20 protein-coding genes are annotated in these 24640 nt (G+C 74.5%); 9 read left to right on the top strand and 11 right to left on the bottom strand.

What is annotated here, in order from left to right; genetic code table 11:
* Positions 1–9 precede the first annotated feature (9 nt).
* From ACFP3R_RS25850 to ACFP3R_RS25830, 5 genes are all read left to right on the top strand, one after another.
* Positions 10–363: a metalloregulator ArsR/SmtB family transcription factor gene (locus tag ACFP3R_RS25850; protein WP_380639204.1), complete on the top strand. Its 354-nt coding sequence runs from the start codon at positions 10–12 to the stop codon at positions 361–363.
* Complete coding sequence (locus ACFP3R_RS25845; protein ID WP_380639202.1) at positions 360–890, top strand: SRPBCC family protein; 531 nt, start codon at positions 360–362, stop codon at positions 888–890. The genes ACFP3R_RS25850 and ACFP3R_RS25845 overlap by 4 nt, the downstream gene beginning before the upstream one ends.
* 218 nt (positions 891–1108) lie before the next feature.
* The gene (locus ACFP3R_RS25840) at positions 1109–1507 is read left to right on the top strand and encodes an STAS domain-containing protein (protein WP_380639200.1); all 399 of its coding nucleotides are present in this window, start codon (positions 1109–1111) and stop codon (positions 1505–1507) included.
* A 49-nt stretch (positions 1508–1556) separates the two neighbouring features.
* Positions 1557–1949: a GNAT family N-acetyltransferase gene (locus tag ACFP3R_RS25835; RefSeq protein WP_380639198.1), complete on the top strand. Its 393-nt coding sequence runs from the start codon at positions 1557–1559 to the stop codon at positions 1947–1949.
* A gap of 278 nt (positions 1950–2227) precedes the next feature.
* A complete protein-coding gene (locus tag ACFP3R_RS25830) occupies positions 2228–3256 on the top strand; it encodes a cobalamin B12-binding domain-containing protein (protein ID WP_380639196.1) in 1029 nt (342 codons plus the stop codon).
* A gap of 174 nt (positions 3257–3430) precedes the next feature.
* On the opposite strand, the gene ACFP3R_RS25825 is transcribed toward ACFP3R_RS25830, so the two are convergent.
* Together ACFP3R_RS25825 and ACFP3R_RS25820 are read right to left on the bottom strand one after the other, a co-directional pair.
* A complete protein-coding gene (locus ACFP3R_RS25825; protein WP_380639194.1) occupies positions 3431–3847 on the bottom strand; it encodes a VOC family protein in 417 nt (138 codons plus the stop codon).
* A 5-nt stretch (positions 3848–3852) separates the two neighbouring features.
* Positions 3853–4278 carry a helix-turn-helix transcriptional regulator gene (locus ACFP3R_RS25820; RefSeq protein WP_380639192.1) on the bottom strand — a complete coding sequence of 142 codons (426 nt, stop codon included), beginning with the start codon at positions 4276–4278 and terminating at the stop codon, positions 3853–3855.
* Between the two features lie 95 nt (positions 4279–4373).
* On the opposite strand from ACFP3R_RS25820, the gene ACFP3R_RS25815 reads away from it, so the two are divergent.
* Positions 4374–6668 (top strand): catalase, encoded by a 2295-nt coding sequence (locus ACFP3R_RS25815; RefSeq protein ID WP_380639190.1) that lies wholly within the window; start codon positions 4374–4376, stop codon positions 6666–6668.
* A 116-nt stretch (positions 6669–6784) separates the two neighbouring features.
* On the opposite strand, the gene ACFP3R_RS25810 is transcribed toward ACFP3R_RS25815, so the two are convergent.
* The 4 genes from ACFP3R_RS25810 to ACFP3R_RS25795 all read right to left on the bottom strand — a co-directional run bounded on the left by ACFP3R_RS25810 (position 6785) and on the right by ACFP3R_RS25795 (position 11467).
* Complete coding sequence (locus tag ACFP3R_RS25810) at positions 6785–7471, bottom strand: response regulator (RefSeq protein WP_380639226.1); 687 nt, start codon at positions 7469–7471, stop codon at positions 6785–6787.
* Between the two features lie 135 nt (positions 7472–7606).
* On the bottom strand, positions 7607–9823 hold the full coding sequence (locus ACFP3R_RS25805) for a PQQ-dependent sugar dehydrogenase (protein WP_380639188.1): 2217 nt from the start codon (positions 9821–9823) through the stop codon (positions 7607–7609).
* Between the two features lie 245 nt (positions 9824–10068).
* Positions 10069–10950 carry a bile acid:sodium symporter family protein gene (locus ACFP3R_RS25800; protein ID WP_380639186.1) on the bottom strand — a complete coding sequence of 294 codons (882 nt, stop codon included), beginning with the start codon at positions 10948–10950 and terminating at the stop codon, positions 10069–10071.
* 136 nt (positions 10951–11086) lie between these two features.
* A complete protein-coding gene (locus ACFP3R_RS25795; RefSeq protein ID WP_380639184.1) occupies positions 11087–11467 on the bottom strand; it encodes a hypothetical protein in 381 nt (126 codons plus the stop codon).
* A 231-nt stretch (positions 11468–11698) separates the two neighbouring features.
* On the opposite strand from ACFP3R_RS25795, the gene ACFP3R_RS25790 reads away from it, so the two are divergent.
* Genes ACFP3R_RS25790 through ACFP3R_RS25780 form a run of 3 tightly spaced genes read left to right on the top strand, consistent with a single transcriptional unit; the run spans position 11699 to position 13422 of the window.
* Positions 11699–12028: a ClpX C4-type zinc finger protein gene (locus ACFP3R_RS25790; RefSeq protein WP_380639182.1), complete on the top strand. Its 330-nt coding sequence runs from the start codon at positions 11699–11701 to the stop codon at positions 12026–12028.
* On the top strand, positions 12025–13206 hold the full coding sequence (locus tag ACFP3R_RS25785; protein WP_380639180.1) for an MFS transporter: 1182 nt from the start codon (positions 12025–12027) through the stop codon (positions 13204–13206). Before ACFP3R_RS25790 ends, ACFP3R_RS25785 begins: the two co-directional genes overlap by 4 nt.
* 60 nt (positions 13207–13266) lie before the next feature.
* A complete protein-coding gene (locus ACFP3R_RS25780) occupies positions 13267–13422 on the top strand; it encodes a hypothetical protein (protein WP_380639178.1) in 156 nt (51 codons plus the stop codon).
* Positions 13423–13428: 6 nt separating this feature from the next.
* On the opposite strand, the gene ACFP3R_RS25775 is transcribed toward ACFP3R_RS25780, so the two are convergent.
* From ACFP3R_RS25775 to ACFP3R_RS25755, 5 genes are all read right to left on the bottom strand, one after another.
* Positions 13429–14529 carry a calcium:cation antiporter gene (locus ACFP3R_RS25775; RefSeq protein ID WP_380639176.1) on the bottom strand — a complete coding sequence of 367 codons (1101 nt, stop codon included), beginning with the start codon at positions 14527–14529 and terminating at the stop codon, positions 13429–13431.
* 99 nt (positions 14530–14628) lie between these two features.
* Positions 14629–15627, bottom strand: coding sequence for a methyltransferase (locus ACFP3R_RS25770; RefSeq protein ID WP_380639174.1), 999 nt, complete (start codon positions 15625–15627; stop codon positions 14629–14631).
* A gap of 2 nt (positions 15628–15629) precedes the next feature.
* Positions 15630–20045: a non-ribosomal peptide synthetase gene (locus ACFP3R_RS25765; protein WP_380639172.1), complete on the bottom strand. Its 4416-nt coding sequence runs from the start codon at positions 20043–20045 to the stop codon at positions 15630–15632.
* Positions 20042–21379 carry an MFS transporter gene (locus tag ACFP3R_RS25760; protein ID WP_380639170.1) on the bottom strand — a complete coding sequence of 446 codons (1338 nt, stop codon included), beginning with the start codon at positions 21377–21379 and terminating at the stop codon, positions 20042–20044. The genes ACFP3R_RS25765 and ACFP3R_RS25760 overlap by 4 nt, the downstream gene beginning before the upstream one ends.
* On the bottom strand, positions 21376–24639 hold the full coding sequence (locus ACFP3R_RS25755) for an amino acid adenylation domain-containing protein (RefSeq protein ID WP_380639168.1): 3264 nt from the start codon (positions 24637–24639) through the stop codon (positions 21376–21378). The genes ACFP3R_RS25760 and ACFP3R_RS25755 overlap by 4 nt, the downstream gene beginning before the upstream one ends.
* Position 24640 lies beyond the last annotated feature (1 nt).

Below are 24640 nucleotides of genomic sequence, written 5' to 3'. Positions count from 1 at the left end.
CTTCCGGGCGTGGACGACGTGGCGGGTGCGATCGCCGACCCGGTGCGGCGCCGGGTCCTGGAGATGCTGCGCGACGACGGCCCGCTGTCCGCCGGGCAGATCGCCGAGCGCTTCGCGATCAGCCGCCCCGCGGTGAGCAGGCACCTGCGCGTGCTGCGGGAGAGCGGTCTGGTCCGCGACGAACTCGTGGGCAGGCAGCGGTTCTACGACCTGGACACCACCCGCCTGACCCCGCTGGCCCGCTGGCTCGCGGGCTTCGACCGCCCCGCTGGCCTCGCGCACCACCTCGACGCACTGGAGACCGAGGTCTACCGCGCCCGGCGGGAACGCCGCACCGACCGATCCGAGGAGAACACGGCATGACCCGCATCCCCACCGGCCGCCTGTTCCGCACCGCCACCGGCAGCGACCTGGTGCTGACCCGCACCTTCCGGGCGCTGGCCGACGACGTGTGGGCCGCCCTGACCGAACCGGAGCGCACCGCCCGGTGGTTCGGCCCCTGGGAGGGTGAGGGCGGACCCGGGGGCACGGTCAGGGTGCGGATGGTCTTCGAGGAGCAGGCGCCGTGGATGGAGGTCCGGGTCGACGCCTGCGACCCGCCCCGGCGGCTGGCCGTGTCCACCCAGGACGAGGCGGGCGTGTGGCGGCTGGAGGTGCTCCTGGTCGAGGTGGACGGCGACACCGAGCTGCGCCTGGTGCACCACCTGGACACCGAGGAGGGCATCGGCGAGGTCGGTCCGGGCTGGGAGTTCTACCTGGACATGCTGGTCGCCTCGCGCGAGGGCACGCCGCAGCCGGTGTTCGACGACTACTACCCCTCGATGAAGGGCTATTTCGAGCGGCTGCGCGAGGGGGAGCGGGCGGCGGCGCGGCTGCCCGCGACGCCGTGACCCGGCCGGCGGTCCCGCCGGCTGCTCCTCGACCGGCGGGACCACCGGGCGGGCCAGGACGCGCACACCCCGCCCGCCGCCGTCGAACCGCGCGGCCGGTGCTCCGGCAACCCCTACGTTCCTGAGCAGCGGGATCGCCTCACCGGGAGTACGGTTCGGGCACGCAGGAGGTTCAAACCGGAAGCCACTGCCTTCTTCGTCCACGAGGAGGCCGCGCCGTGGGAACAGAGCAGTTCTGCCCGTCGCTCCGGATCGAGCGCGAGGTGCACGGGTACGCGATCGTGGTGCGCGTCGCCGGCGAGGTGGATTCCTCGACCGTCGGCCACCTGGCCCGGGAGATCGCCGTGGCGCTCGCCCTGGCGACCCCGCCCGCGCCGGTCGTGGTCGACCTCGGCGAGGTCGACTTCCTCTCCGCGGCGGGCCTCAACCAGCTGCGCCGCGACCACCTCGCGGCCAGGGAGGCGGGGGTCCGGCTGCGCGTGGTCGCCCGGCACCGGCACGTGCTCAGGCCCTTCGAGGTCACCGGGCTCGTCCACGACCTGCAACCCGTCGCCATGCTCGCGGAAGCCCTGCGCCGACAGGTCACCGGTGGTCGGCGTTTCGTGCTGAGGGGATGAACCGGAAAACCACCGGCATTCCGCACCCGGTCTTCCGTAAAGTGCCCGCGTGATCGACTACGAGTGGCGCGGCCGGTTCGACGACCACGAGGTCAACACCCTGCACGCGGAGGGCTTCGCGCACCGCGTGCTCGACGACGACTGGTGGGGCCAGGTCAACCGGCACAGCCTGGGCTGGGTGTGCGCCCGCGACGGCGCGGACCTGGTCGGCTTCGTCAACGTCGCCTGGGACGGCGCGGCCCACGCGTTCGTGCTGGACACGCTGGTCGCCGGGCCGGTGCGGCGCCGGGGCGTGGGGCGGGAACTGGTGGCCCGCGCGGTCGAGGGGGCCCGCGCCGCCGGGTGCGAGTGGCTGCACGTCGACTTCGACGACGGGCTGGGGCCCTTCTACTTCGACAGCTGCGGGTTCCGGCCGACCGAGGCGGGGTTGATCGCGCTGTAGAACAGCGCGGGTACCCCGGAATTCGCATTCCAAACATCCGGTTTTCGGGGTGTTCGACAACAAAGCGATAAATGCGTCCGTGCCATACTGCGGGGATCGGTGATCGATCACGAGGGTGGTGAGGCGGAATGGTCCTGGACGACGCGGCGCGTTCGGGCGGGGCGGACCGGACCGCCCGGCGCCCCGGGGTGCCGGCGATGACCGAGCACGCAGGAGTGGTCCGCGGGAGGCGGGCCCGACGACATCGCGGTGCGGGTCGCGCCGCGGGAGGTGGCGGCGTGACGGACACGGTGCGGGTGGCGGACGTCCTGGCGGCGAGCCGGGTGGAGCTGATGAGCGCGTTGGCCGAGGCGGACGAGCGCGGAGCGGTCGACCTGGTGCTGGACCTGCTGGACGCGGGCGTGCCCGCCGAGACCGTGCTGCTGGAGCTGGTCGCGGCCGCGCAGGCCGAGATCGGCAGGCTGTGGCAGGCCGACCGGTGGGGCGTCGCGCAGGAGCACGCGGCCACCGCCGTGGTGGAACAGGTCGTCGCCGCGCTGGGCGGCCGCGTCACCACCGCTCGGACGAGGGGCCACGTGGTGGTCGCCTGCCTGGAGGGCGAGCGGCACGCCCTGCCGCCGCGCCTGGTGGCCGAGGTGCTGCGCGGGCGGGGCTGGCGGGTCACCTTCCTGGGCGCCGGCGTGCCGGTCGCGCACCTGGTGCCCTACCTGCACGAGCACAGACCCGACGCGGTGGCGCTGAGCTGCACGCTGGCCTCGAACCTGCCGCAGGTCCACCAGGCCGTCACCGCCTGCCGCGACACCGGGACCCCCGTGCTGGTCGGCGGTCGCGGGTTCGGCGCGGACGGCCGGTGGGCGCGGGCGCTGGGCGTGGAGAGCTGGGTGCCCGACGCCGTGGCCGCCGCCGACCTGCTCGACCGGCCCGCGTGGCGCGGTGCCGCCCACCCCGCGCCACGACCCGTCGTCCCCCGGCGCACCGCGCTGCTCGCCCGCCGCGCCGAGCTGGTCGAGGTGGCCGCGGCGGCGCTGGACGAGCGGTTCCCGCCGGCGCCCGCCGACGAGCGGCAGCCGGACGCGACCGGGGAGGAGATCGGGGAGCTCCTCGACTTCCTCGCCGCGTCGGTCTACGTGGACGACCCCGGGCTGTTCGGCGAGTTCGTCTCGTGGACCGCCGCCGCGCCGGCCGCGCGGCGGCTGCCGCCCGCCGGGACCCGGGTGGTGATCGACGCCTGGGAGCGGGTGCTGGCCGACCACCCCGGCGCCCTGCGGCACCTGGACTGCGGCCGCCGGGCCCTGGCGGGGCGGTAGCGCTCCGGCCGCGGGTGCTCCGGTTGCGGGCGTCTCCGGTCGAAGACACTCCGGTCGAAGACACTCCGATCGCAGGCGCCCGGACAAAGACGCCTCGGACGAAGACGCCCCGGCCCGCAGGTACCGGCCCGCGGGTACCGGCCGCGCCCGGCCCCGTTCGTCAGCCGGTGCGGCTCACCCCTTCTTGGCCTGGTTGAAGCGCAGCATGTTGCCGGCCGGGTCGCGGAAGGCGCAGTCGCGGACGCCGTACGGCTGGTCGATCGGCTCCTGCAACACCTCGCCGCCCGCCGCGCTGATGCGCTCGAAGGTGGCGTCGCAGTCGTCGGTGGTGAAGATGACCCCGCGCAGCAGGCCCTTGGCCAGCAGCTGCGCCATGACCTCCTGGTCGGCGGCCGAGGCGTTCGGGTTCGCGAGGGGCGGTTCGAGCACGATGTTCACGTCGGGCTGCGCCGGCGAGCCGACGGTGACCCAGCGCATCCCCTCGAACGCGACGTCGTTGCGCACCTCAAGGCCGAGCACGTCCCGGTAGAAGGCCAGCGCCTCGTCGTGGTCGTCGACGGCGATGAAGCACTGGGAGAGCGTGATTTCCATGGGGATCACGCTACGGGCGGGGTGGTGGACCTGGCTTCTCCGTTCCTGACCGGTCGGGTGAGGATCTTGGCGACGCACGCCGGGATCGCGGCGCCCTCCCGGTGGTCGCGGGCCCGGTACGCGCTCGGGGTCTCGCCGACCAGCTCGGTGAACCGCGAGCTGAACGACCCCAGCGAGGTGCAGCCGACCGCGAAGCAGACCTCCGTGACCGTCAGGTCGCCCCGCCGCAGCAGCGCCTTGGCCCGCTCGATCCGGCGCGTCATCAGGTAGCTGTACGGGGTTTCCCCGAAAGCGGCGCGGAAGCTGCGGGAGAAGTGGCCCGGCGACATCAGGGCGGCGTGGGCCAGCGCGGGCACGTCGAGCGGCTTCGCGTAGTCGCGGTCCACCAGGTCGCGGGCGCGGCGCAGCCGGACGAGGTCCTCCAGGTTCACCGGGCCACTCTCTCACGCTTTCGGGTGTACCCGAACGGTGCTCGATTCCCTTGCGGTGACGGTGTGTAGATCCACCTGGCCCGGGTAGTTGGTGGATGACTGCCTACGAGGAGGAGCTAGTGGACGCGAGCAAGCCCGCCAAGGTCGTGAAGGACGCCCTGGACAAGGCGGTGGAGAAGGTCGCCGACCTCGTCACCCCGCCCGTACCCGGCGCGCCTGGCAGCGAGCCGCCGCAGCTCGACGAGCCGACGGAGCCGCAGGGCCCGTTGCCGCGCAAGTCCGACCAGGCGTCACCGCGGACCCGGACCGCCACCGGCGCGGAGACCGGTGCCGGGCACGAGGTGCGCGAGCAGCAGGACACCTACCTGACCACGTCCACGGGCCTGCGCCTGCACGACACGGACCACTCGCTCAAGGCGGGGGAGCGCGGACCGACGCTGCTCCAGGACCACCACCTGCGGGAGAAGATCACCCACTTCGACCACGAGCGCATCCCCGAGCGGGTGGTGCACGCGCGGGGCGCCGGCGTGCACGGCGTGTTCGTCGGCTACGGCACCGTCGACCAGGTGTGCAAGTCCGGCTTCCTCCAGCAGGGCGTGACCACGCCGGTGTTCACCCGGTTCTCGACCGTGGTCGGTTCGCGCGGCTCGGCGGACACGGTGCGTGACACCCGCGGGTTCGCCACGAAGTTCTACACGTCCGAGGGCACGTTCGACCTGGTGGCGAACAACATCCCGGTGTTCTTCATCCAGGACGGCATCAAGTTCCCGGACATCATCCACGCCGCCAAGCCGCACCCGGACCGGGAGATCCCGCAGGCGCAGAGCGCGCACGACACGTTCTGGGACTTCGTGTCCCTGCACACCGAGGCCACCCACCACGTCATGTGGCAGATGTCCGACCGGGCCGTGCCGCGCTCGTACCGGATGATGGAGGGCTTCGGCGTCCACACCTTCCGGCTGGTCAACGCCGAGGGCAAGACGTCGCTGGCGAAGTTCCACTGGAAGCCCAAGCTCGGCGTGCACTCCCTGCTGTGGGAGGAGGCGCAGATGATCGCGGGCGTCGACCCGGACTTCCACCGGCGCGACCTGTTCGACGCCATCGAGTCGGGCGCGTTCCCGCAGTGGGAGCTGGGCATCCAGGTGTTCCCGGACACCCCGGAGCAGACCTTCGAGGGCATCGACCTGCTCGACCCCACGAAGATCGTGCCCGAGGAGCTCGCGCCGGTGCAGCCGATCGGCATGCTCACGCTCAACCGCAACACCACCAACTACTTCGCCGAGACCGAGCAGGTCGCGTTCCACGTCGGGCACCTGCCGCCGGGCATCGACGTCACCGACGACCCGCTGCTGCACGCGCGCCTGTTCTCCTACCTGGACACGCAGCTCAGCCGCCTGGGCGGGCCGAACTTCAACCAGATCCCGGTCAACCGCCCGCACGCGCCGGTCAACGACATGCTGCGCGACGGGTTCCACCAGCACGCCGTGCACAGCGGCGTGGCGCCGTACAAGCCGAACTCGCTCGACGGCGGCTGCCCGTTCCACGCGGGCGCGGACATGGGCGCGTTCGCGGAGGTGGCCGCGCCGATCGCGGCGGCGGTGAAGGAGCGCCGGTCGCCCGCGTCGTTCTCGGACCACTTCAGCCAGGCGCGCCTGTTCTACCGGAGCCTGAGCCCGGTGGAGCGCGAGCACGTCGTGCGGGCGTTCACCTTCGAGCTGGGCAAGTGCTACGAGCAGGCGATCAAGGAGCGGCAGCTGCTGGTGCTGGCCAACGTGGACGCCGAGCTGTGCGCCCGCGTGGCCGAGGGCCTGGGCCTGCCCGCCCCGGAGCCCACCGCGCCCCCGGCCGAGGTCGTGACCAGCCCGGCGCTGTCGCAGGTCGGCCGGACGTGGCCGGGCGACGGCCGGCTGGTCGGCATCGTGGTGGACGCCGACGACCCGGACAGCCTCGACGGCCTGCACACCCTGCGCCAGGCGATCACCTCGGCCAACATGGTCCCGCTGGTGATCGCCGCCCGCGGCGGGGTGCTGGAGGACGGCCTGGTGGCCCAGCGGACGTTCCTCACCGCGCGCTCGGTGGAGTTCGACGTGGTCCTGCTGGCCGCCGCCCCGCCGCCCGCGCCCGACGCGCTGCCGAGCCGCGACGCGAAGGCCGGCGCGCCCGCGTCCACCGTCGACCCGCGCGTGGTGCTGCTGGTGCAGGAGGCGTACCGACACGCCAAGGTGATCGGCTCGTGGGGCACCGGCCGGACGGCGCTGGTGGAGGCCGGCTGCACCCCGGGCGAGCCCGGCGTGGTGGTCGGCGAGGACCCGGCGGCCGTGTTCGCGGAGGTCGCCGAGCTGATGGGCGCCCACCGGGTGTGGGAGCGGTTCCCCGTGTCGGTGAGCTGACCGACCCCGCGCTCCGCCCCCGCCGGGACGCCCGGCGGGGGCGGAGCCGTGTTCGGGGCGGTGCCCGATGATCGGCCGGTGTGGACCCGGTGACCGCTCGGGACGGCGGGTGAGCGTCACCCGGTCGGCGGAGTGCAGTCCAGCCGGTAGCCCGTGCCGCGGACGGTGACGATCAGGGTGGGCTCGTCGGGGTCGGGTTCGACCTTGCGGCGCAGGCGGCGGATGTGCACGTCGAGCAGCCGGGTGTCGCCGAAGTAGTCGTAGCCCCACACGCGCTGGAGCAGCTGCTCGCGCGTGACGATCCGCCCGGCCGCCGACGCGAGCTCCACCAGCACCCGGAACTCCGTGCTGGTCAGGTGGACCTCCACGTCGTCGCGGCGCACCGTGCCCACCCGGGGGTGGATCTCCAGCGGGCCGCACCGCAGCACCTCGTCCTGGCGGCCGGTGCGGCGCAGCAGGGCGCGGATGCGGGCCGCGAGCACGCTGGCCACCAGCGGTTTGGTCACGTAGTCGTCGGCGCCGGCTTCGAGGCCGGCGATCACGTCGGCGGCGTCGGTGCGGGCGGTCACGATGATGATCGGCAGGTCGCCCCGGGCCCGCAGCGTGCGGCAGACCTCCAGGCCGTCCACGCCGGGCAGCACCAGGTCCAGCAGCACCACGTCCGGCTCGGCCTCGGCCAGCAGCGCCAGCGCCTGCTCACCGGACACCGCGTCCGCGACGGCGAAGCCCTCGTCGGCCAGGGCCAGACCGAGGGCCTGCCTGATGTGGGCGTCGTCCTCCACCAACAGCACCGAGGGGTCCATCACCCCCGATCCTGCCAAACCCGGCGGAGATCGCGGAATCGACCACGCGGACGGGTGGGTCGGCCGCGGGCGGAGCCACCCGCGGCCGACCGGTTCACCTCGGCGCCCGCACCTTGAGCACGGGCACCCGCACCCTCAGCACAGGCACAGCGAGTAGTTCGCCCGGTAGGTGGTCGCCGTCGCGGGCGCGGTGATGTTGTGCGTCTGCGCCCCGCCGTCGGTCCAGCTGGAGTACCGGTACCGGAAGAACAGCGCTCCGGGCTGGGGGCTCGGCGCGCTGATCGAGTTGTTCGACCCGACGATCACCGTGCGGGTGAACGGCGTGGTCTGCGCCGTGCCGCCCACGCTGAGCTGCAACCCGCTCGGGTTGGTGGTGAACGTCAGCTGGACCGTCTGCGGGTCGAGCTTCCGGGTGACGCTGGTGGTGCGCCCGGAGGAGTCCGTGGCGGTCAGCGTCAGGTCCAGGTAGGACGGGTACTCGTGGTCGGGCGCGATGAACGAGCCCGAGGCCACGCCCGACCAGTTCTGCACCACGTGCTCGTGGCACGAGCCGCCCGAGGCGCAGTGCTGGATGCTCAGCCGCCAGCTCAGCGCGGACGCGGGCAGCGCGCCGTCCTGCGGGTCGGTGGCGTGCCCGGCGAACGGCACGTTCTGCCCGACCACCCAGTTCAGCGGCGAGGTCGGGGTGTCGATCACCGGCACCGGGTCCTGCGACACCGGCGCGCCGACGGTGACCGCGACGGTGTCGGTGCCGAACGCGCCCGCCTGGTCGGTCACCCGCAGCCCGACGTTGACCACGGCCTGCGAGGTGTAGGTGTAGGTGGGCGTGGCGGAGGTGGAGTCGTCGTACTGGCCGTCGCCGTCCAGGTCCCAGGCGTAGCCGAGCGTGTCGCCGGGGTCCGGGTCGGTGGAGCCGGTGCCGCTGAACTGCACGGTCAGCGGGGCGGACCCGGACGACGGGGTGGCCGTGGCGACCGCGGTCGGCGCCTGGTTGCCGCTGGAGTAGGTGACCCGCCGCAGCTGGCCCGCGCCCAGGGCGATGTAGAACAGGTCGCCGCCGGGGCCGGTGGTGATCTGCACGGGGACGTTCACGCCGGTCACGAACGGCACCAGCTTGGCCGGGTCGGGCTGGCCGTTGGTGGTCTGCATCGCCCAGATGCAGCCGCGCGAGCTGTCGGAGAAGAACAGCGCGCCGTCGTAGGCCGCGGGGTAGTTGCTGGTCGACTCGAACGCGATGCCGGAGATCGACGACCCGCTGGTGGGGCACGGGTCGGTCGCCACGACCTTCGCGGAGTGGTTGTACGCGTAGTACGGCGCGGTCTGCCCGGCACCGGTGTACAGCGACTCGCACAGGTCGAGGTTGGCGCCGTCGTAGCCGCCCTGGCGGGCCGAGCCCTCGTAGCAGGGCCAGCCGAAGTTCTCCGCCGTCGCGTCGTTCACGTCGGCGATGCGGTTGATCTCCTCCCACGTGTTCCAGCCGACGTCGCCCGCCCACAGCTCCTCGGTGCCGGGCCGGAAGGCGAAGCGGAACTGGTTGCGCATGCCGTGGGCGATGATGCGCTTGGCGTTGGCGTCGGTGTTGGCCGCGAACGGGTTGCCGGCCAGGCCCGCGCCGGTGTCGGGGTCGATGCGCACGATGGAGCCGTCCAGGGACACCGGCTCGCCCGCCGGGCGCCGGATCGACTGGGAGCGCAGCGCGCCGCCGCGCGCGGTCGGCGCGGTGAGGTTCGTGCCCGCCGCGCCCGGCGGGTCGGCGCACGGGTTGCCGACCTGGCCGTAGTCGGTGAAGTTGAAGCTCGCGCCGTCACCGCCGCCGACGTAGAGACCGCCGTCGGGGCCGAAGACGACCGTGCCGATGGAGTGGCTGGGGTACTGCTGGCACCAGTCGGTGACCAGCGGCTGCTCGGCGGTCATGGTGCCGCCGGAGCCCATGGTCAGCTTGGAGACGCGGCCGGTGACCACGCAGCCCTGGTCCGTGGCGCCGGGCGGGGTCGGGCACTGGTCGCCCCAGCGCGGGTGGGTGCCGCCGGGGACGGCGTCGTAGGTGTAGGCGACGTAGACGTACGGGCGGGCGGGGAACTGCGGGTCCACGGCCAGGCCGAGCAGGCCGCGGTCCCAGAAGTCCTGGGTCTGCGGGCGCAGGTCGGCGAACGTGGTGGCGGTGGTGTCGGTGAGCGAGTCGAAGACCTTGACCAGGCCGCTCTTCTCGGCGATGAACACCCTGCCGTCCGGCGCGAAGGAGACGGCGGTGGGCGAGCTGAGGCCGCTGATGGCGACGCTGTCGGTGAACCCGGCCGGCACGGCGGCGACCGCGGCGGTCGGGGTGAGGGCCACCGCGGTCGCCGCGACCACGGCGGTGGTGGCGGCAGCGGCGGTCCAGCGTCTGGTTCGAGGGGAAGGACGTCTGCGGCGGAGTAGACGCATGGTGAACTTTGTTCCCTTCGTGACACTTTTGGAGTGGCACGAAAGGGTGACATGGGAGGGCTAGATCACGCTGTGTCTCGCTTTCTGTGCTTCGGAATTCCGAGGCATCTCACTCGAACGGCCCAGGGGTGCTGTTGGTAAAGTAGTACGAAAGTGCTGCTGAGGCCGCCTTTTTAGGGGTTGGTGACGGCGTTTCGGGTGGCGTCCGTTCGGGTGATGAGGTACCCGGCCGCAGCGGCCAGCGGGAACATCGCGATCCCGTACACCGCGGCCGGCACCGCCAGCGCCTCGCTGCCCAGCACGCTCACCGCCACCGTGATCGCCAGCGTGCTGTTGTGCACGCCCACCTCGAACGCGGACGCGATCGCCTGCCGCCGCCCCACCCTGGCCAGGCGCGGCACGGCGTAGCCCGCGGCCAGGCTGAGCGCGCAGAACAGCACCACCACGAGGCCGACGTCGGCCAGGTAGGTGCCCACGTTCTCCCGCTCGGCGAGGATCGTGCCCGCGATCACCGCCACCAGCACCACGGCCGAGAAGATCCGCACCGGCCGGTCGGCCCGGTCGGCGACCGCGGCCGACCGGCGGCGCACCAGCATCCCGAGCGCCACCGGGACCAGCACGACCGCGAACACCTGGGCGACCTTGCCGAACTCCAGCCCCACCGCGCCCTCGCCCGTCGGTCCGAAGTGGTCCAGGGCGAAGTTCACCACCAGCGGCAACGTGATCACGGCCAGCACCGAGTTCACCGCGGTCAGGGTGATGTTGAGCGCCACGTCACCGCGGAACAGGTGGCTGAACAGGTTCGCCGTGGTCCCGCCCGGCGAGGCGGCGAGCAGCATCATGCCGACCGCGAGCACCGGGCTCAGCCCCAGCGCCACCACCAGCCCGAAGCACACCAGCGGCAGCAGCACCAGCTGCGTCGCCAGCGCGACCGCCACGGCCCGCGGCTCCCGCGCGATCCGGCCGAAGTCGGCGGTCGTCAGCGACAGGCCGAGGCCGAACATCACCACGGCCAGCGCCACGGGGAGGCCGACTGTCGTCAGGGCGGAATCCATGGCGATCACCTGGGTCTCTCGCGTCGTCGCGGCGGGGAGCGCATCCTCTCCCGGAACCGGACGAACCGGAAGGTCCGGGACCGCTTCGATGGCATTCGGTGATCAACCCGCGCCGGCGCGCGGCGCTCCCGGCGGGTCAGAGCCGGAGGAGCCGGTACTCGTAGCTGGAACCCGAGGTGGAGCAGTTGTTGCCCAGTTGCGAGGCGGTGTAGGTGTAGCCGGACGGGATGGAGCACGCGTACGTGCCGGTGAGGTTGTAGTTCACCGCGTCGAGCAGGTAGTACTCGTAGCGCCAGGCGCACCTGGTGTTGATCCGCACGGACGAGTAGGTGTGCCCGGCCGGGATGTCGCACGCCCAGGCGCGGTGCACGCGCGTGACGCCGACGTCCTGCCCGGCGCTCCGGACCCGGTCGCCGGCACCGGCCTCGGCGGCCGAGGCGCCCACCGCGAGCGCCGCCGCGGCGAGGGCCGTCGCCGCCAGTGTCGTGCCGGCGCGTCGGAGCAGCTTCCTGATCATCTTTCCTCCTGGGGCGGTGGGGCGGTCGGGACCCGGACGTGCCGGTCCCGGGCCGCCCCGGGGATGTCCAACACGCGAAACGCTGTCACGGCGGTCGTGGCGCGGTCTTCGTGACGGGAGGTGAACCCGAGGCGCCCCCGGCCGGGGGCTTTGCACATCTCCGCAACGCCGGTCCGCGCCACCCCCTGCTACGGTTGTCAGGCATTGCCTGACAACTCCGGGGGGAACGCGATGTCCTGCTCGTTCTGCGGCAAGGCGGCCGCCGAGGTGCGGAAGATCATCAGCGGCCCGGGGATCTACATCTGCGACGGCTGCGTGGCCGCCTGCGTGTCGATCCTCGACCACGACGACGGCACGTCGGGCGCGAGCGTGCCCGAGTGGGCCGACATGACCGACGACGAGCTGCTGGCCCACCTGCCGCGCATCGCCGCCACCGCCGAGCAGGTCGAGGGCGGCCTCCGGGCGCGCGTGCTCGACCTGCGCGGGCGCGGCGTCACCTGGGCGCGGGTCGGCGAGGCGCTGGGCATGAGCAGGCAGTCGGCCTGGGAGCGGTTCAGGTGACGCGCGACTTCCGCCTGGTCTGGCTCGGGCAGACCGCGTCCTCGCTGGGCAACGGCGTCACCCAGCTCGCCTACCCGCTGGTCGTGCTCGCCCTGACCGGCTCGCCGGCCGCGGCGGGCGCGCTGGCCGCCGTGCGCGCGGTGCCGTACCTGGTGCTGGGCTTACCCGCGGGCGCCCTGGTCGACCGGTGGGACCGCAAGCGGACCATGGTGCTGTGCGACCTGGGGCGGGCGGTGAACGTGGCGACCGTGCCCGTCGCGGTGCTGCTCGACGCGCTGACCCCGGCGCACCTGGTCGTCACCGCCCTGGTGGGCGGCGTGCTGCACGTGTTCTTCTCGGCGGCGGAGAACGCGGTGCTGCCCTCCGTCGTCGCCCGGGACCGGCTGGCCTCCGCCGTGTCCGCCACCGAGACCGCCCAGGCCGCGACCGGCGTGGTGGCCGGCCCGCTCGGCGGGGCGCTGCTCCAGCTGGGGCGCGGGGTGCCGTTCCTGGTGGACGCGGTGTCGTTCCTGGTGTCCGCGCTGTGCTTCGCCGCGGTGCGGGCCGACCTCCGGCCCGAACGCGCGGAGCGGCGGTCGCTGCGCGCGGAGGTGGCGGAGGGCGTCCGGTGGCTGTGGCGGCACCGGGGGCTGCGCTCGATCGCGCTGACCGCCGCCGGGCTCCAGGTGGCGATCTCGGGCATCGCGCTGGTCGCGATCGTCTCGGCCGGGGACGCCGCGCCGACCGCGGTCGGCGGCCTGTTCGCCGCCCTGGGCGCCGGGGGAGTGGTGGGCGCGTTCCTCGCCCCCCGGCTCAAGGACCGCCTGGGCCTCGACGGGCTGCTGCTGGGCGTGGTGTGGCTGCACGCCGGGCTGTGGGCGGCACTGGCGCTGGTCGACTCGCTGGTCGCGGTCGGCGTGGTGCTGGCCCTGTTCACCGTCTCCATGCCGTGCTTCGGCGTGGCCGCGCTGAGCCACCAGTTGGAGGTGACGCCGGACCACCTGCTCGGCCGCGTCGGCACCGCGTTCAGCCTGCTGATCTGGGCGGCCACCCCGGTCGGGGCCGCCGCCGCGGGCCTGCTGCTGGACCTCACCACCCCCGGCACGACGTCCCTGGTCTTCGCCGCCTGGGTGGTGCTGCTCGGGGCGGTCCGCTCCCGCGTCTGGCACGGCCGGGTCGCGGCGGGGACCTCGCCCTGACGCCGCGCCGCGCCGCCCACCGCTAACCTCGGACGGGTCACCCGCGTCCGAGGAGTGCGCATGGCCAAGAAGAAGAAGTCCGGCGGCACGCTGGGGCTGGTGGTGGCGCTGGTCGTGGCGATGTTCATCCTGGTGCCCTCGTTCCGCGTGGTCGTGCTCGACCTGCTGGAACCGGTCCTCGGCGAGCTGCGCGAGGTCAACCCGTTCGGGAGCTGACCCCGGTCAGGGGTTGGTGGCCAGGAACAGGAACGCGGCCAGCAGCACCAGGTGGACGCCGCCCTGGAGCCGGGTCGCCCGGCCGGGCACCACGGTCAGCACGCTCACCACCACGGTGATCGCGAACAGCACCATCTGGGTGGAGCCGAGACCGAGCAGCAGCGGCCCGTCCAGCCACACCGAGGTGATGGCGATGACCGGGATGGTCAGGCCGATGCTGGCCATCGCCGACCCGAAGCCCAGGTTGAGGCTGGTCTGGATCCGTCCCCGCAGCGCCGCCCGGCCCGCGGCGATGGTCTCCGGCAGCAGCACCAGCAGCGCGATCACCACGCCCACGAAGGAGTGCGGGAACCCGGCGGCCGCCACCGCCGCCTCGATCGCGGGCGACTCGACCTTCGCCAGCCCCACCACCGCGACCAGCGCCACCAGCAGCAGCGCGAGGCTGGTCCCCGCCTCCCGCCCGCTCGGCCGCGGGGCGTGCTCGTCGGTCTCCACCACATCGCCCTCGGGGGTGAGCGGCAGGAAGAAGTCGCGGTGCCGGACCGTCTGGGTCAGCACGAACATGACGTACAGGGCCAGCGACGCCAGCGCGGCGAAGGCGAGCTGGGGCGCGGTGAACTCGGGCCCCTGCTGGCTGGTGGTGAACGTCGGGAACACCAGGCTCAGCGTGGTGAGCGTCGCCACCGTCGCCAGCGCCGCGCCGCTGCCCTCGGAGTTGAACAGCGTCACCCCGTACTTCAGCGCGCCCAGCAACAGCGACAGGCCGATGATGCCGTTCGTGGTGATCATCACAGCGGCGAACACCGTGTCCCGGGCCAACGTGGCGGACTCGGGACCGCCGGAGATCATCAGGGTCACGATCAGGGCGACCTCGATCACCGTGACCGCGACCGCCAGCACGAGCGACCCGTACGGCTCGCCCACGCGCAACGCGATCACCTCGGCGTGGTGCACCGCCGCCAGCACCGTGCCGGCCAGCACCAGGGCCGCGAGCGCGACGATCACGGGACCCAGGTCGCGGCCCCAGGTCAGCACCAGCGTCACCAGGCCCAGCAGCGGCACGACCAGGGTCCAGGACAGCCTCGAAGGGGCAGAGGCAGCAGTCATGCCGCCCACCCTCGCACGACGACGGCCCCCGCGCCGAACGGCTGATCACGCTCGGCGTGTCCCGCCGCGGTGCCCCGCGGCCGACGTGCCCCCGCGCGATCAGCCCTTCCGCGCCACCACCAGCGACTGCCCCGGCGACGACTCCAGCGGGTGCCGGGACGGCTCGTCGAACCCGGCCGACGCCAGCCAGGACGCGATCTCCCCCTCCGGGTACACCTGCCCGCCCTGCCCGTGGAACAGGTTGAGGCTGAACACCCGCGCGAAGGCGTCGGCCGCGCGGTCGGGGGAGTGCTCGTCGTGCTCCAGCAGCACCACCGACCCGCCCGGCCGCAGCGCCGCCGCCACCCGCGCGAGCAACGCCTCGTTGGCCGCCGCGGGCCGGCCGTGCACGACGTTGAACAGCAGCGCGGTGTCGAAGCCCGAGCCCAGGTCCAGCACGTCGTAGTCCCCGGGCCGCAACGTGATCCGGTCGCACAGCCGCGCGTCGGTCACCGCGCCCGCGCCCACGGCCAGCGCGTCCGGCAGGTCGACCACGGTCGCGCGCAGGTCCGGGTGCGCGGCGCAGAGCCGGATCGCGTACTTCGCGTGCCCGCCACCGAGGTCCAGCAGGGAGTCGCCCACCGGCACCACCGAGGCCACCTCGGGCGCGATGGCGTCCGCGTGCCCCGACAGCATCCCCTGGAACCGCCGCAGCACCTCCGGCCGCTCGGCCAGCCACGCGTAGAAGTCGATCGCGGGCTTGCCGGTGCGCACCGACTCCTCCAGGTCGGTCCACGACTCGAACAGCACCACCGACCAGAACCCCTGCACGTCGGCGTACCCGCTGCCGGTCAGCCAGGCGGCGGTCGCGGCGGTGTTGGCGTAGCCGTCGGGGCCGGGGGCGAGGTAGTCGAACGAGACCAGCGCCTCGCACAGCAGCGCCGTGCCGCGCGGGTCCGTGCCCAGCGCGGCCGCCAGTTCCCCGACGGGCCGGGGTCCGTCGGCGAGGGCGTCGAACACGCCCAGCCGCAGTCCGGCCGCCAGGGCGCGGTACCCGGCGGTGGCGAGCAGGTCGTGGAACGACGGCGGCCCGTCGTCCGGGGGCAGGTGCAGCGGCACGGTCAGGTCCTCTCCGGCATGACCCCCGCCGAGGCGAGGTAGTCGACGTGGCGGGCGATCATCTCGGCGTCGGCGGGCGGGAACTCCACGCCGCACCCGCGGGCGGCCGCCCAGGTGGCCGAGCAGTCGAACACCGGGTGCGCCCGGCTCGTGGCGGTCAGGCCGAACGCCAGCGGGCCGAACGCGCTGTCCGGGCTCTCCAGCATCAGCGCGCGCCAGTCCGCGTACTCCAGCGCCCGGGTGGGGTAGCCGCGCTCGGTCAGCACGTCCCCGAGGTCGGGGTAGGTCAGCCCGTCGGCCCGGTAGTAGTGGAAGTCCCGCCCGTGGTGCTCGGGCCGGGTGGAGATGCCCGCGATGGCCGCGGCCAGCCGGTCCACCGGCAGCATGTCGATCACGTCCGGGCTGCGCGGCACCGCGCCCGCGTGGGCGCAGGTCGCGATCTGGCGGCTCAGGTAGGACTCGGTCTTCGCGGTGCCGGTGCGCACGTCGCCCACGATGGCCGCGATCCGGTGGATGGAGACCGGCACGCCCCGGTCGCGGGCCAGCACGCCCATCATGTCGGCCACCCACTTGGTGGTGTGGTAGCCGGTGTCCAGCCCGGTCGGGTCCTCGGGGCGGTCGGCCTCGCTGACGGGGCGCTGGTCGTAGTTGGACCCCAGGAACACGCCCAGCGTGGACATCAGGTGCAGCGGTTTGGTGGCGTACCGGGTGGCCAGCCGCAGCACGTCGACCGTGCTGCCCACGTGCGGCGGCATCATCCACCGGTAGGTGAGCACGAAGTTCATCACCGCGCCGTTGTGGTAGACGGCGTCCACGCTCTCGGCGAGCCGGTCGAACTCCTTCTCCGGCAGGCCCAGCAGCGGGCGGGACATGTCGCCGACCACCGGCACCACCCGGGCCAGCCGCTCCTCGGGCACGTCGAGGTGGGCGCGGCGCAGGTTGGCCCGGACGCGCGCGAGCGCCACGGCCTCCGTCTCGGCCCGCACCAGGCAGTGGACCTCGGCGTCGGTGCGCTCCAGCACCTCGCTGAGCAGGTGCGCGCCGAGGAACCCGGTCGCGCCGGTCAGCAGCACGCGCTCCGGCGGTCCCTGCCGCAGCGGGTGGTGGGGCGCGATGTCGTCCGGCGGCACCGCGTCGAGCCGCATCTCCGGCACGGTCGGCAGCCCGGACCGGTAGCGCTTGGCGAAGGTGTGGTCGGACGCGGCGGCCTGCTCCACCACCTCGGCCAGCTCGGCGAGGTCGGCGGTGGCGAACAGCGCGCGCAGCGGCACCGTGACGCCCAGCAGGGCCCGCACCTTCGCCAGCACCGCGGCCGCGATCAGCGAGTGCCCGCCCAGGCCGAAGAAGCTGTCCCGCCGCCCGACCAGCGGCGCCTCCAGCACCTCCGACCAGATCTCGGCGAGCGTCCGCTCGACCGGGGTCCGCGGCGGCTCGTACGGGGTGGTGCGGGCGGCCGGGTCCGGGTCGGGCAGCGCGGCGGGGTCGACCTTGCCGTGCCGGGTGAGCGGCAGCTCGGCCAGCTCCACCCGCGCGCCCGGCAGCATCGCGTCGGGCAGCCGCTCGGCGCAGAACGCCCGCAGCTCGTCCAGCTCGGGCGCGCCCTCGCCGGGGCGCGGCACCACGTAGGCCACCAGCAGGTCGCCGCGCACGGCCACGGCCGCCTCGACGACCCCGGGGTGGGCCAGCAGCGCCGCCCGCACCTCGCCCGGTTCGATCCGGTGGCCGCGCAGCTTGACCTGCTCGTCCACCCGGCCCAGGAACTCCAGCGCCCCGTCGGGCAGCAGCCGCACCAGGTCGCCGGTCCGGTACATGCGCCCACCGACCACGGTCGGGTCGGGCAGGTAGGCGGCGGCGGTGCGCCCCGCGTCGCCCCGGTAGCCGCGCGCGGGCGCGAGCCCGCCGATGTGCAGCTGGCCGGGCACGCCGACGGGCGTGGGCCGCAGGTCGGCGTCCAGGACGTAGACCCGCACCGCGGGCAGCGGCCGCCCGATCGGCAGCGTCGCCGCGCGCGGGTCGACCTCGGAGGCATCGACCGTGGCGAACGCGGTGGCGCACACCGTGGTCTCGGTCGGCCCGTAGTGGTTGACCAGCCTGACCTTCCCGCCGGTCAGCTCGGCCCACTCGGCGGCGGTCGGGGTCGGCACCGCCTCGCCGCCGAACATCACCAGCGACAGCGGGCCCGGGTCCACGGTGAGCCCGGCCAGGTCGGCGACCCACCGCTTGAACAGGGCGGCCGCGGTGTCCACGGCGGTGATGCCGTGGTCGGCGCACAGCTTGAGCAGGTCGGGGCCGCTGATGGAGGCGGGCTCCGGGTGCACCGCGACCGCCGCGCCCGAGCACCACGCCGGGAACACGTCGCCCACCGAGGCGTCGAAGCTCAGCGGCGGCACCATCAGCACCCGCTGCCCCGGGCCGAACCCGTGCAGGTCGATGAACGCGCCGGTCAGGTTGGCCAGGGTGTCGTGCTGCACCTGCACGCCCTTGGGCACGCCGGTCGAGCCGGACGTGTAGACCACGTAGGCCAGGCCGTCCTCGGTGGCGGGCACCGCGGGCGGTTCGTCGGCCTCCCCGGTGAACACGTCGTCGGAGGTGTCCAGCAGCGCGCCGCGGAACCCGCCGAACCGGTCGCGGTTGCCCGGCGCGGTGATCACCACCGGCGCGCCGCAGTCCGCGAGCAGCCCGGCGAGCCGGGCGGGCGGGTGCCCCGGGTCGAGCGGCACGTACGCGCCGCCCGCCTTGAGCACGGCCAGCAGGCCCACCAGCGCGTCGGGGCCGGCCTTGAGCGCCAGGCCCACCGGCGTCTCCGGGCCGACGCCCCACTCCGCGAGCAGGTGCGCGACCCGGTTGGCGCGCCGGTCGAGCCGCGCGAACGTCAGCTCCGCGCCGTCGGCCAGGTCGAGCACCGCGGTCGCCCCCGGGTGCGCGGCGACCTGCTCGGCGAGGCGCCGCAGCACCGGCGCGTGCCGCAGCGACAGCCCGGGGTCCAGGCCGTCGTCCGGCTCGCCGTTCACCGCGGCGGCCGCCGCCCGGTCGGCGGCGGTCGTGGTGTCCAACCCGGACAGCCGGGTCGCCGGGTGCCCGACGAGCGCGGTGAGCACGGCGATCAGGTGGTCGGCCATCCGCGCGACGGTGTCGGGCTCGAACAGGTCCGCGCTGTAGTCCAGGTTGGCGGGCCAGTCGCCGTCGGTCTCCCGCACGTGCAGGGTCAGGTCGAACCGGCTGGTGCCCCGGTCGACCGGCAGCGGCGTGGCGGGCAGCCCGGCCCACCGGTCGCCCTCGCCGCCCCGGTTGAGCACCAGCATCACCTGGAACAGCGGGTGGTGCGCCAGGTCGCGGCGGGGCGCGACCCGGGCGGCGACCTCGTCGAAGCTGACCTCCGCGTGGTCCAGCGCGTCGATCGCGACCGCGCGGGCCCGGCCGAGCAGCTCGGCCGGGGTGGGGTCGCCGGACAGGTCCAGGCGCAGCGCGGTGGTGGTGACGAACATGCCGACCGAGCGTTCCAGGTCGGGGAACGGCCGGTGGGTGGTCGGCGACCCGATCACCACGTCGTCCACGCCGGACCGCCGCGACAGCAGCACCCCGAACGCGGCCAGCAGCCCGGCGAACGTGGTGCAGCCGTGCGCGCGGGTCAGCTCGACCAGCCCGCCGGCCAGCGCGGCCGGGACGGTGAACCGGTGGCTGCCGCCCGCGACCGTGCGGTGGGGCGTGCGCGGCCGGTCCGGCGCCAGGTCCAGCACGTCGGGCGCGCCCGCGAGCCGGTCGTGCCAGTGGTCGAGCTGCCGCTGCCGCTCGCCGTCGGCCAGCCGGTCGGCCTGCCGGTGGGCGTAGTCGGGGAACTGCGCCGCGACCGGGCCCGGGTCGGCGCCCGCGTAGACCAGGCCGACCTCGTCCGCCACCACGCCCAGCGACAGGTCGTCGCAGATGATGTGGTGCGCGCTGAACACGAGCGCGGTGCCGGCGCCGATCCGCACCGCCCGCACCCGCAGCAGCGGCGCGGCGCCCAGGTCGAACGGGGTGTCCACCTCGGACACCAGGAACGCGCGCAGCTCCTCCTCGTCCGCCACCGCGGCGAACACCACGTCCTCGGCCACCTCGTCGAGCACCTGCTGCTCGGGCGCGCCGTCGGTGTCCACCACCCGGGTGCGCAGCGCCTCGTGCCGCGCCATCACCGCCCGCACGGCCGCGCGCAGCCGCGCCTCGTCCAGCTCGCCCGCCACGCGCAGGGTCGCGAACATGACGTACGCGCCCGCGTCCAGGCCCAGCCGCCCGGTCAGCCACAGGCCGCGCTGGTTGCCGGTCAGCGGCACCACCGCGCCGTCGGGCCTGCGGGGCACGCCGGCGGGTCCGGCGGGCGCCAGCCCGCGCGCGGCCAGCAGCTTGGCCAGCAGTCGTTCGCGGTGGTCGGAGATCTCGGTCACGGGGTGGTCCTCTCAGGCGTGGGGACCTCGTCGGCCACCGCGTCGGGCAGGTCGTCGACGGCACGCAGCCTCGGCCTGGTCCAGGCCCAGGCGGCGAGGGCGAGCATCAGCACGCCGACGACCAGGAAGATCAGGGCGATGCCGCGGCCCTCGCCGGTGCCGATCAGCGCGCCGACGCTCGGCGCCAGCGCGCCGTCGGCCGCCATCAGCGGTTCGGCCACGCCGTCGGTCAACGGGCCGATCAGCAGGAACGCGACGGGCATCGCGGCGGTGCTCAGCACCCGGACCACGGCCAGCACCCGGCCGAGCACGGCCGGGTCCACCTTGGTCTGGAGCAGGGTCACGCAGCAGGTGTTCATCAGCGGCAGGGTGAACAGGAAGGCGGGCGCGGCGAACCCGATCAGCCACGGCGAGGGCGCCAGCGAGTGCAGCACCAGGAACACCCCGCCCAGGGCCAACCCGAGGTAGACGCCCAGGACCCGGCGCTTCGGCCCGCCCCACACGCCCATCACCAGGCCGCCGACGAACAGCCCGCTGCCGCCCGCGGCCATCAGCACGCCCAGGGTCGCGGGGCCGGAGAAGGACAGGATCAGCGGCTGCACCAGCCCGCCCGCGATGGCGAACAGGAAGTTCCACACCCCGAACACCGCGCACAGCACGAACAGGCCGGGCGCGCCGCGCAGCCAGGCCAGCCCGGCCCCGACGCCCTCGCGCCCGCCGCCGGTCGCGCCGACGGGCCGCACGGCCTCCTCCGGCAGGCGCGCCACCAGCAGCGCGCCGACCGCGACCACCATCGACACCGCGTCGATCAGCAGCACGCCCCGCAGCCCCACCACGGCCAGCAGCGCGCCGGCCACCAGCGGCGCGGCGATCTGCACGCCCTGGGTGATCTGCATCAGCCCGTTGACCCGCCCCAGGTGCTCCTTGGGCACCAGGGCGGGCACCAGCGCCGTGTAGGCGATGACGTGGAAGGTGTTCAGCGTGGCGGCCAGGGCGGTGGCGACGTAGACCTGCCACACGGCGAGCCCACCACTGGAGGTGGCGACCAGCAGCAGCGCGGTCACCACGCCGCCGCCGGTGTCCGCGACCAGCATGACGCGCCGCCGGTCGTACCGGTCGGCGACCACGCCCGCGTACGGCGCGAGCAGGATGCCCGGCACCACCGCGCAGAACTGGATCAGCACGAACTGGGTCACCGAGCCGGTGCCGGTGTAGACCCACACGCCGAGCACGAACGCGGTCAGCGCGGAGCCGATCACCGACACCAGCTGGCCGCCCCAGACCAGCGAGAACCGCCGCAGACCGGCGGCGCCACCTCCCGTGGACCCGGTCATCGGGCCGCCTCCCCGAGCATCGCCTCGACCTCCTCGGTCGACATGCCGGCCAGTCGCACGCGCAGTTCCGCGACCGCGGCCACCCGCCCCGGCTCGCCCTCCAGGGCCACCAGCGCCTCGGCCACGCCCGCCACCGTCGGCGCGGCGAACATCCGGCCGATCGGCACCGCCACCGAGAACGCGCCGTGCACGCGGGCCAGCGCCTTCGCCGCCAGCAGCGAGTGGCCGCCGAGGGCGAAGAAGTCGTCGTGCACGCCCACCTCGGGCACCTCCAGCACCTCGGCCCAGATGCCCGCCAGCACCCGCTCCACGTCGTCGCGCGGCTCGACCCGCTCGACCCCCGCGTCCCAGACGGGCGCGGGCAGCGCGTTGCGGTCGGTCTTGCCGTTGGGCGTCAGCGGGAACGCGTCCAGCACCACCGCGGTGGCGGGCAGCATGTAGTCGGGCAGCCGCTCGGCCAGCCGCGCGCGCAGCCGGGGCCACAGCCCGTCCGCGCCGACGCCGCCGGGCACCACGTAGGCGACCAGGCGTTCGTCGACCGCCAGCACCACCGCCTCGCGCACCTCGCCGGTGGCCAGTAGCGCCGCCTCGACCTCGCCCGGCTCGATGCGGAACCCCCGCACCTTCACCTGGTGGTCGGCCCGGCCCAGGAACTCCAGGGAGCCGTCGGACCGGTGGCGCACCAGGTCGCCGGTCGCGTACAGCCGCTGCCCGGGTCGCCTCGCGAACGGGTCGGGCACGAACCGCGCCCCGGTCAGGCCCGGTCGGGCGCGGTAGCCGCGCGCCACGCCCGCGCCGCCGATGTGCAGCTCGCCGACCACGCCCGGCGGCACCGGCTCCAGCCCAGGGCCCAGCACGTAGAGCCGGGTGTTGCCGATCGGGGGTCCGAGCACCACCGGTGCGGGCGAGGGCTCCACCAGCCCGGTCGACGACCACACCGTGGTCTCGGTGGGCCCGTAGGCGTTCCACAGCAGCCCGTCGCCGTCCAGCAGGTCGTCGGCCAGGTCGCGGGGCAGCGCCTCGCCGCCGCAGACCCGCGTCACCACGCCGGTCGGGACGCCGCCCGCCGCGTGCAGCAGCCGCCACGTCGCCGGGGTGGCCTGGAGCGCGGTGACGCCGCGCTCGACCAGCAGCCGCCGCAGCGCCGCGCCGTCGCCCGCCACCTCGGTGGGCACGACCAGCACCTCCGCGCCGGCGGTCAGCGGCAGCAGCAGCTCCAGCACGGAGATGTCGAACGACAGCGTGGTCACCGCGGCCAGCCGGTCCGCCGGGGACAGCGCGAACAGCTCCTGGAACGACACCAGCAGGTTCACCACCGCCCGGTGCGGCACCTCCACGCCCTTCGGCGTGCCGGTCGAACCGGACGTGTAGATCACGTAGGCCAGGTCCTCGCCGGACGCGGGGCAGGGCGAGTCGTCCGGCTCGCGGCCGTCCGCGTCGGCCGGGCGCAGCACGGTCCCGTCGAAGGCCGGGCGCCGCTCCCCGTCGGCGACCAGGACGGCCGCGCCCGAGTCGGCGAGCATCAGCGCCAGCCGGTCCGCGGGCCAGCCGGGGTCCAGCGGCACGTAGGCCGCGCCCGCCCGCCACACGCCGAGCACGGCGGCCACCAGGTCCGGGGTGCGGGGCAGGCACAGCGCCACCGCCGACCCCCGGGTCACGCCGTGCGCCCGCAGCAGGGCCGCGTACCGCCGGGCCCGCACGTCCAGCTCCGCGTAGGTCAGCCGGTCGTCCACACCGGACACGGCGGTGCCGTCGCCGGCGACCAGGTCGAGCGCGGTGGCGGCCGGCGGCAGCGCCAGGTCCGTGGCGTTGTGCCCCTCCAGCACCTCCCAGCGCCCCACGCCGGTGAGCGCGTCCAGCTCGCTGATCCGCTTGCCCGGCTCCCGCGCCGCCGCGGCCAGCAGCGCCACCAGCCGGTCGGTGAACCCGGCGATCGTGGCGGCGTCGAACAGGTCGGTGCTGTACTCCACCCCGAGGCCGAGCGCGTCGCCCTGCCGGTCGGCGGCCAGCGTGAGGTCGAACTTCGACACCCCCGGGTCGGGCACCACCGCCCGCACGTCCAGGCCGCTCATCGCCAGGGTCAGCGGCGGGGTGTTGGTGAGGATCAGCTGGGCCTGGTAGATCGGGGAGTGGCCGGTGCTGCGCCGCGGGCGCAGGTGCTCCACCAGCCGCTCGAACGGCAGGTCGGCGTGCGCCAGGCCGTCCAGGGCGACGTCGCGGACCCGCGCCAGCAGCTCGGAGAACGTCGGGTCGCCGCCCACGTGCGCGCGCAGCGCCAGCGTGTTGACGAAGAACCCGACCAGGCGCTCCAGGTCCGGGTGTGAGCGCCCGGCGACCGGCGTGCCGACCACCACGTCGTCCTGCCCGGCCAGCCGCCCCAGCCGGGCGGCGAACCCGGCCAGCAGCACCATGAACAGCGTGGCCCCGTGCTCGCGGGCCAGCCGCTCCAGCGCGGCCAGCTCGGGCGCCTCGATCCACGCCTCGTGCAGCGCGCCCCGGTAGCCGACCTCGGCGGGCCGGGGCCGGTCGGTGGGCAGGGTCAGCAGCTCCGGCGCGCCGGCCAGGTGCCGGGCCCAGTGCGCCAGGTGCTCGGCGGTCGCCTCGCCCGCCACCTGGTCGCGCTGCCACACCGCGAAGTCCTGGTACTGGAGCCGCAGCGGCGGCAGGTCCGGCTCCTCGCCGAGCAGCGCCGCGTCGTAGGCCGCGCCCAGCTCGCCCAGCAGCACCGACAGCGACCAGGCGTCGGAGGTGATGTGGTGCAGCACCAGGACCAGCACGTGGTCGTCGTCGGCCAGCCGGCCGAGGTGGGCGGCGAACAGCGGTCCCCGGTGCAGGTCGAACCCGACGCCGGCGTGCTCGTCGGCGAACCGCTTGGCGACCGCGTCCCGGTCCCCGGCGGCGACGGCGCCGGGCTCGGTGCCGGTGCCGGTGAGGTCCCGCACCACCAGGGTGACCGAGCCGGTGGGCGCGACCAGCTGCACCGGTTCCCCGCCCGAGTCCGGGAACGTGGTGCGCAGCGCGGCGTGCCGGTTCACCAGGAGGTCCAGCGCCCGCCGCAGCGCCGCGGTGTCGAGCACGCCGCGCAGCCGCAGCCCGACCGGCACGTTGTAGACCGCGCCGCCGGGGGAGAACTTGTCCAGGAACCACAGCCGCTGCTGCCCGAACGACAGCGGGTAGGCGGTCGGCGCGGGCGCCCGCCCGCGCCGCCGCCGCGCCAGCAGCTCCCGCTTGCGGGCGGACGCCCCGGGATCGGTCGTCATC

Origin of the sequence: Saccharothrix lopnurensis (assembly GCF_042658445.1) — a bacterium.
Lineage (GTDB): Bacteria > Actinomycetota > Actinomycetes > Mycobacteriales > Pseudonocardiaceae > Actinosynnema > Actinosynnema lopnurensis.
Note: the sequence above shows the minus strand (reverse complement) of the source record. Positions and strands in the feature narration are given on the sequence as shown.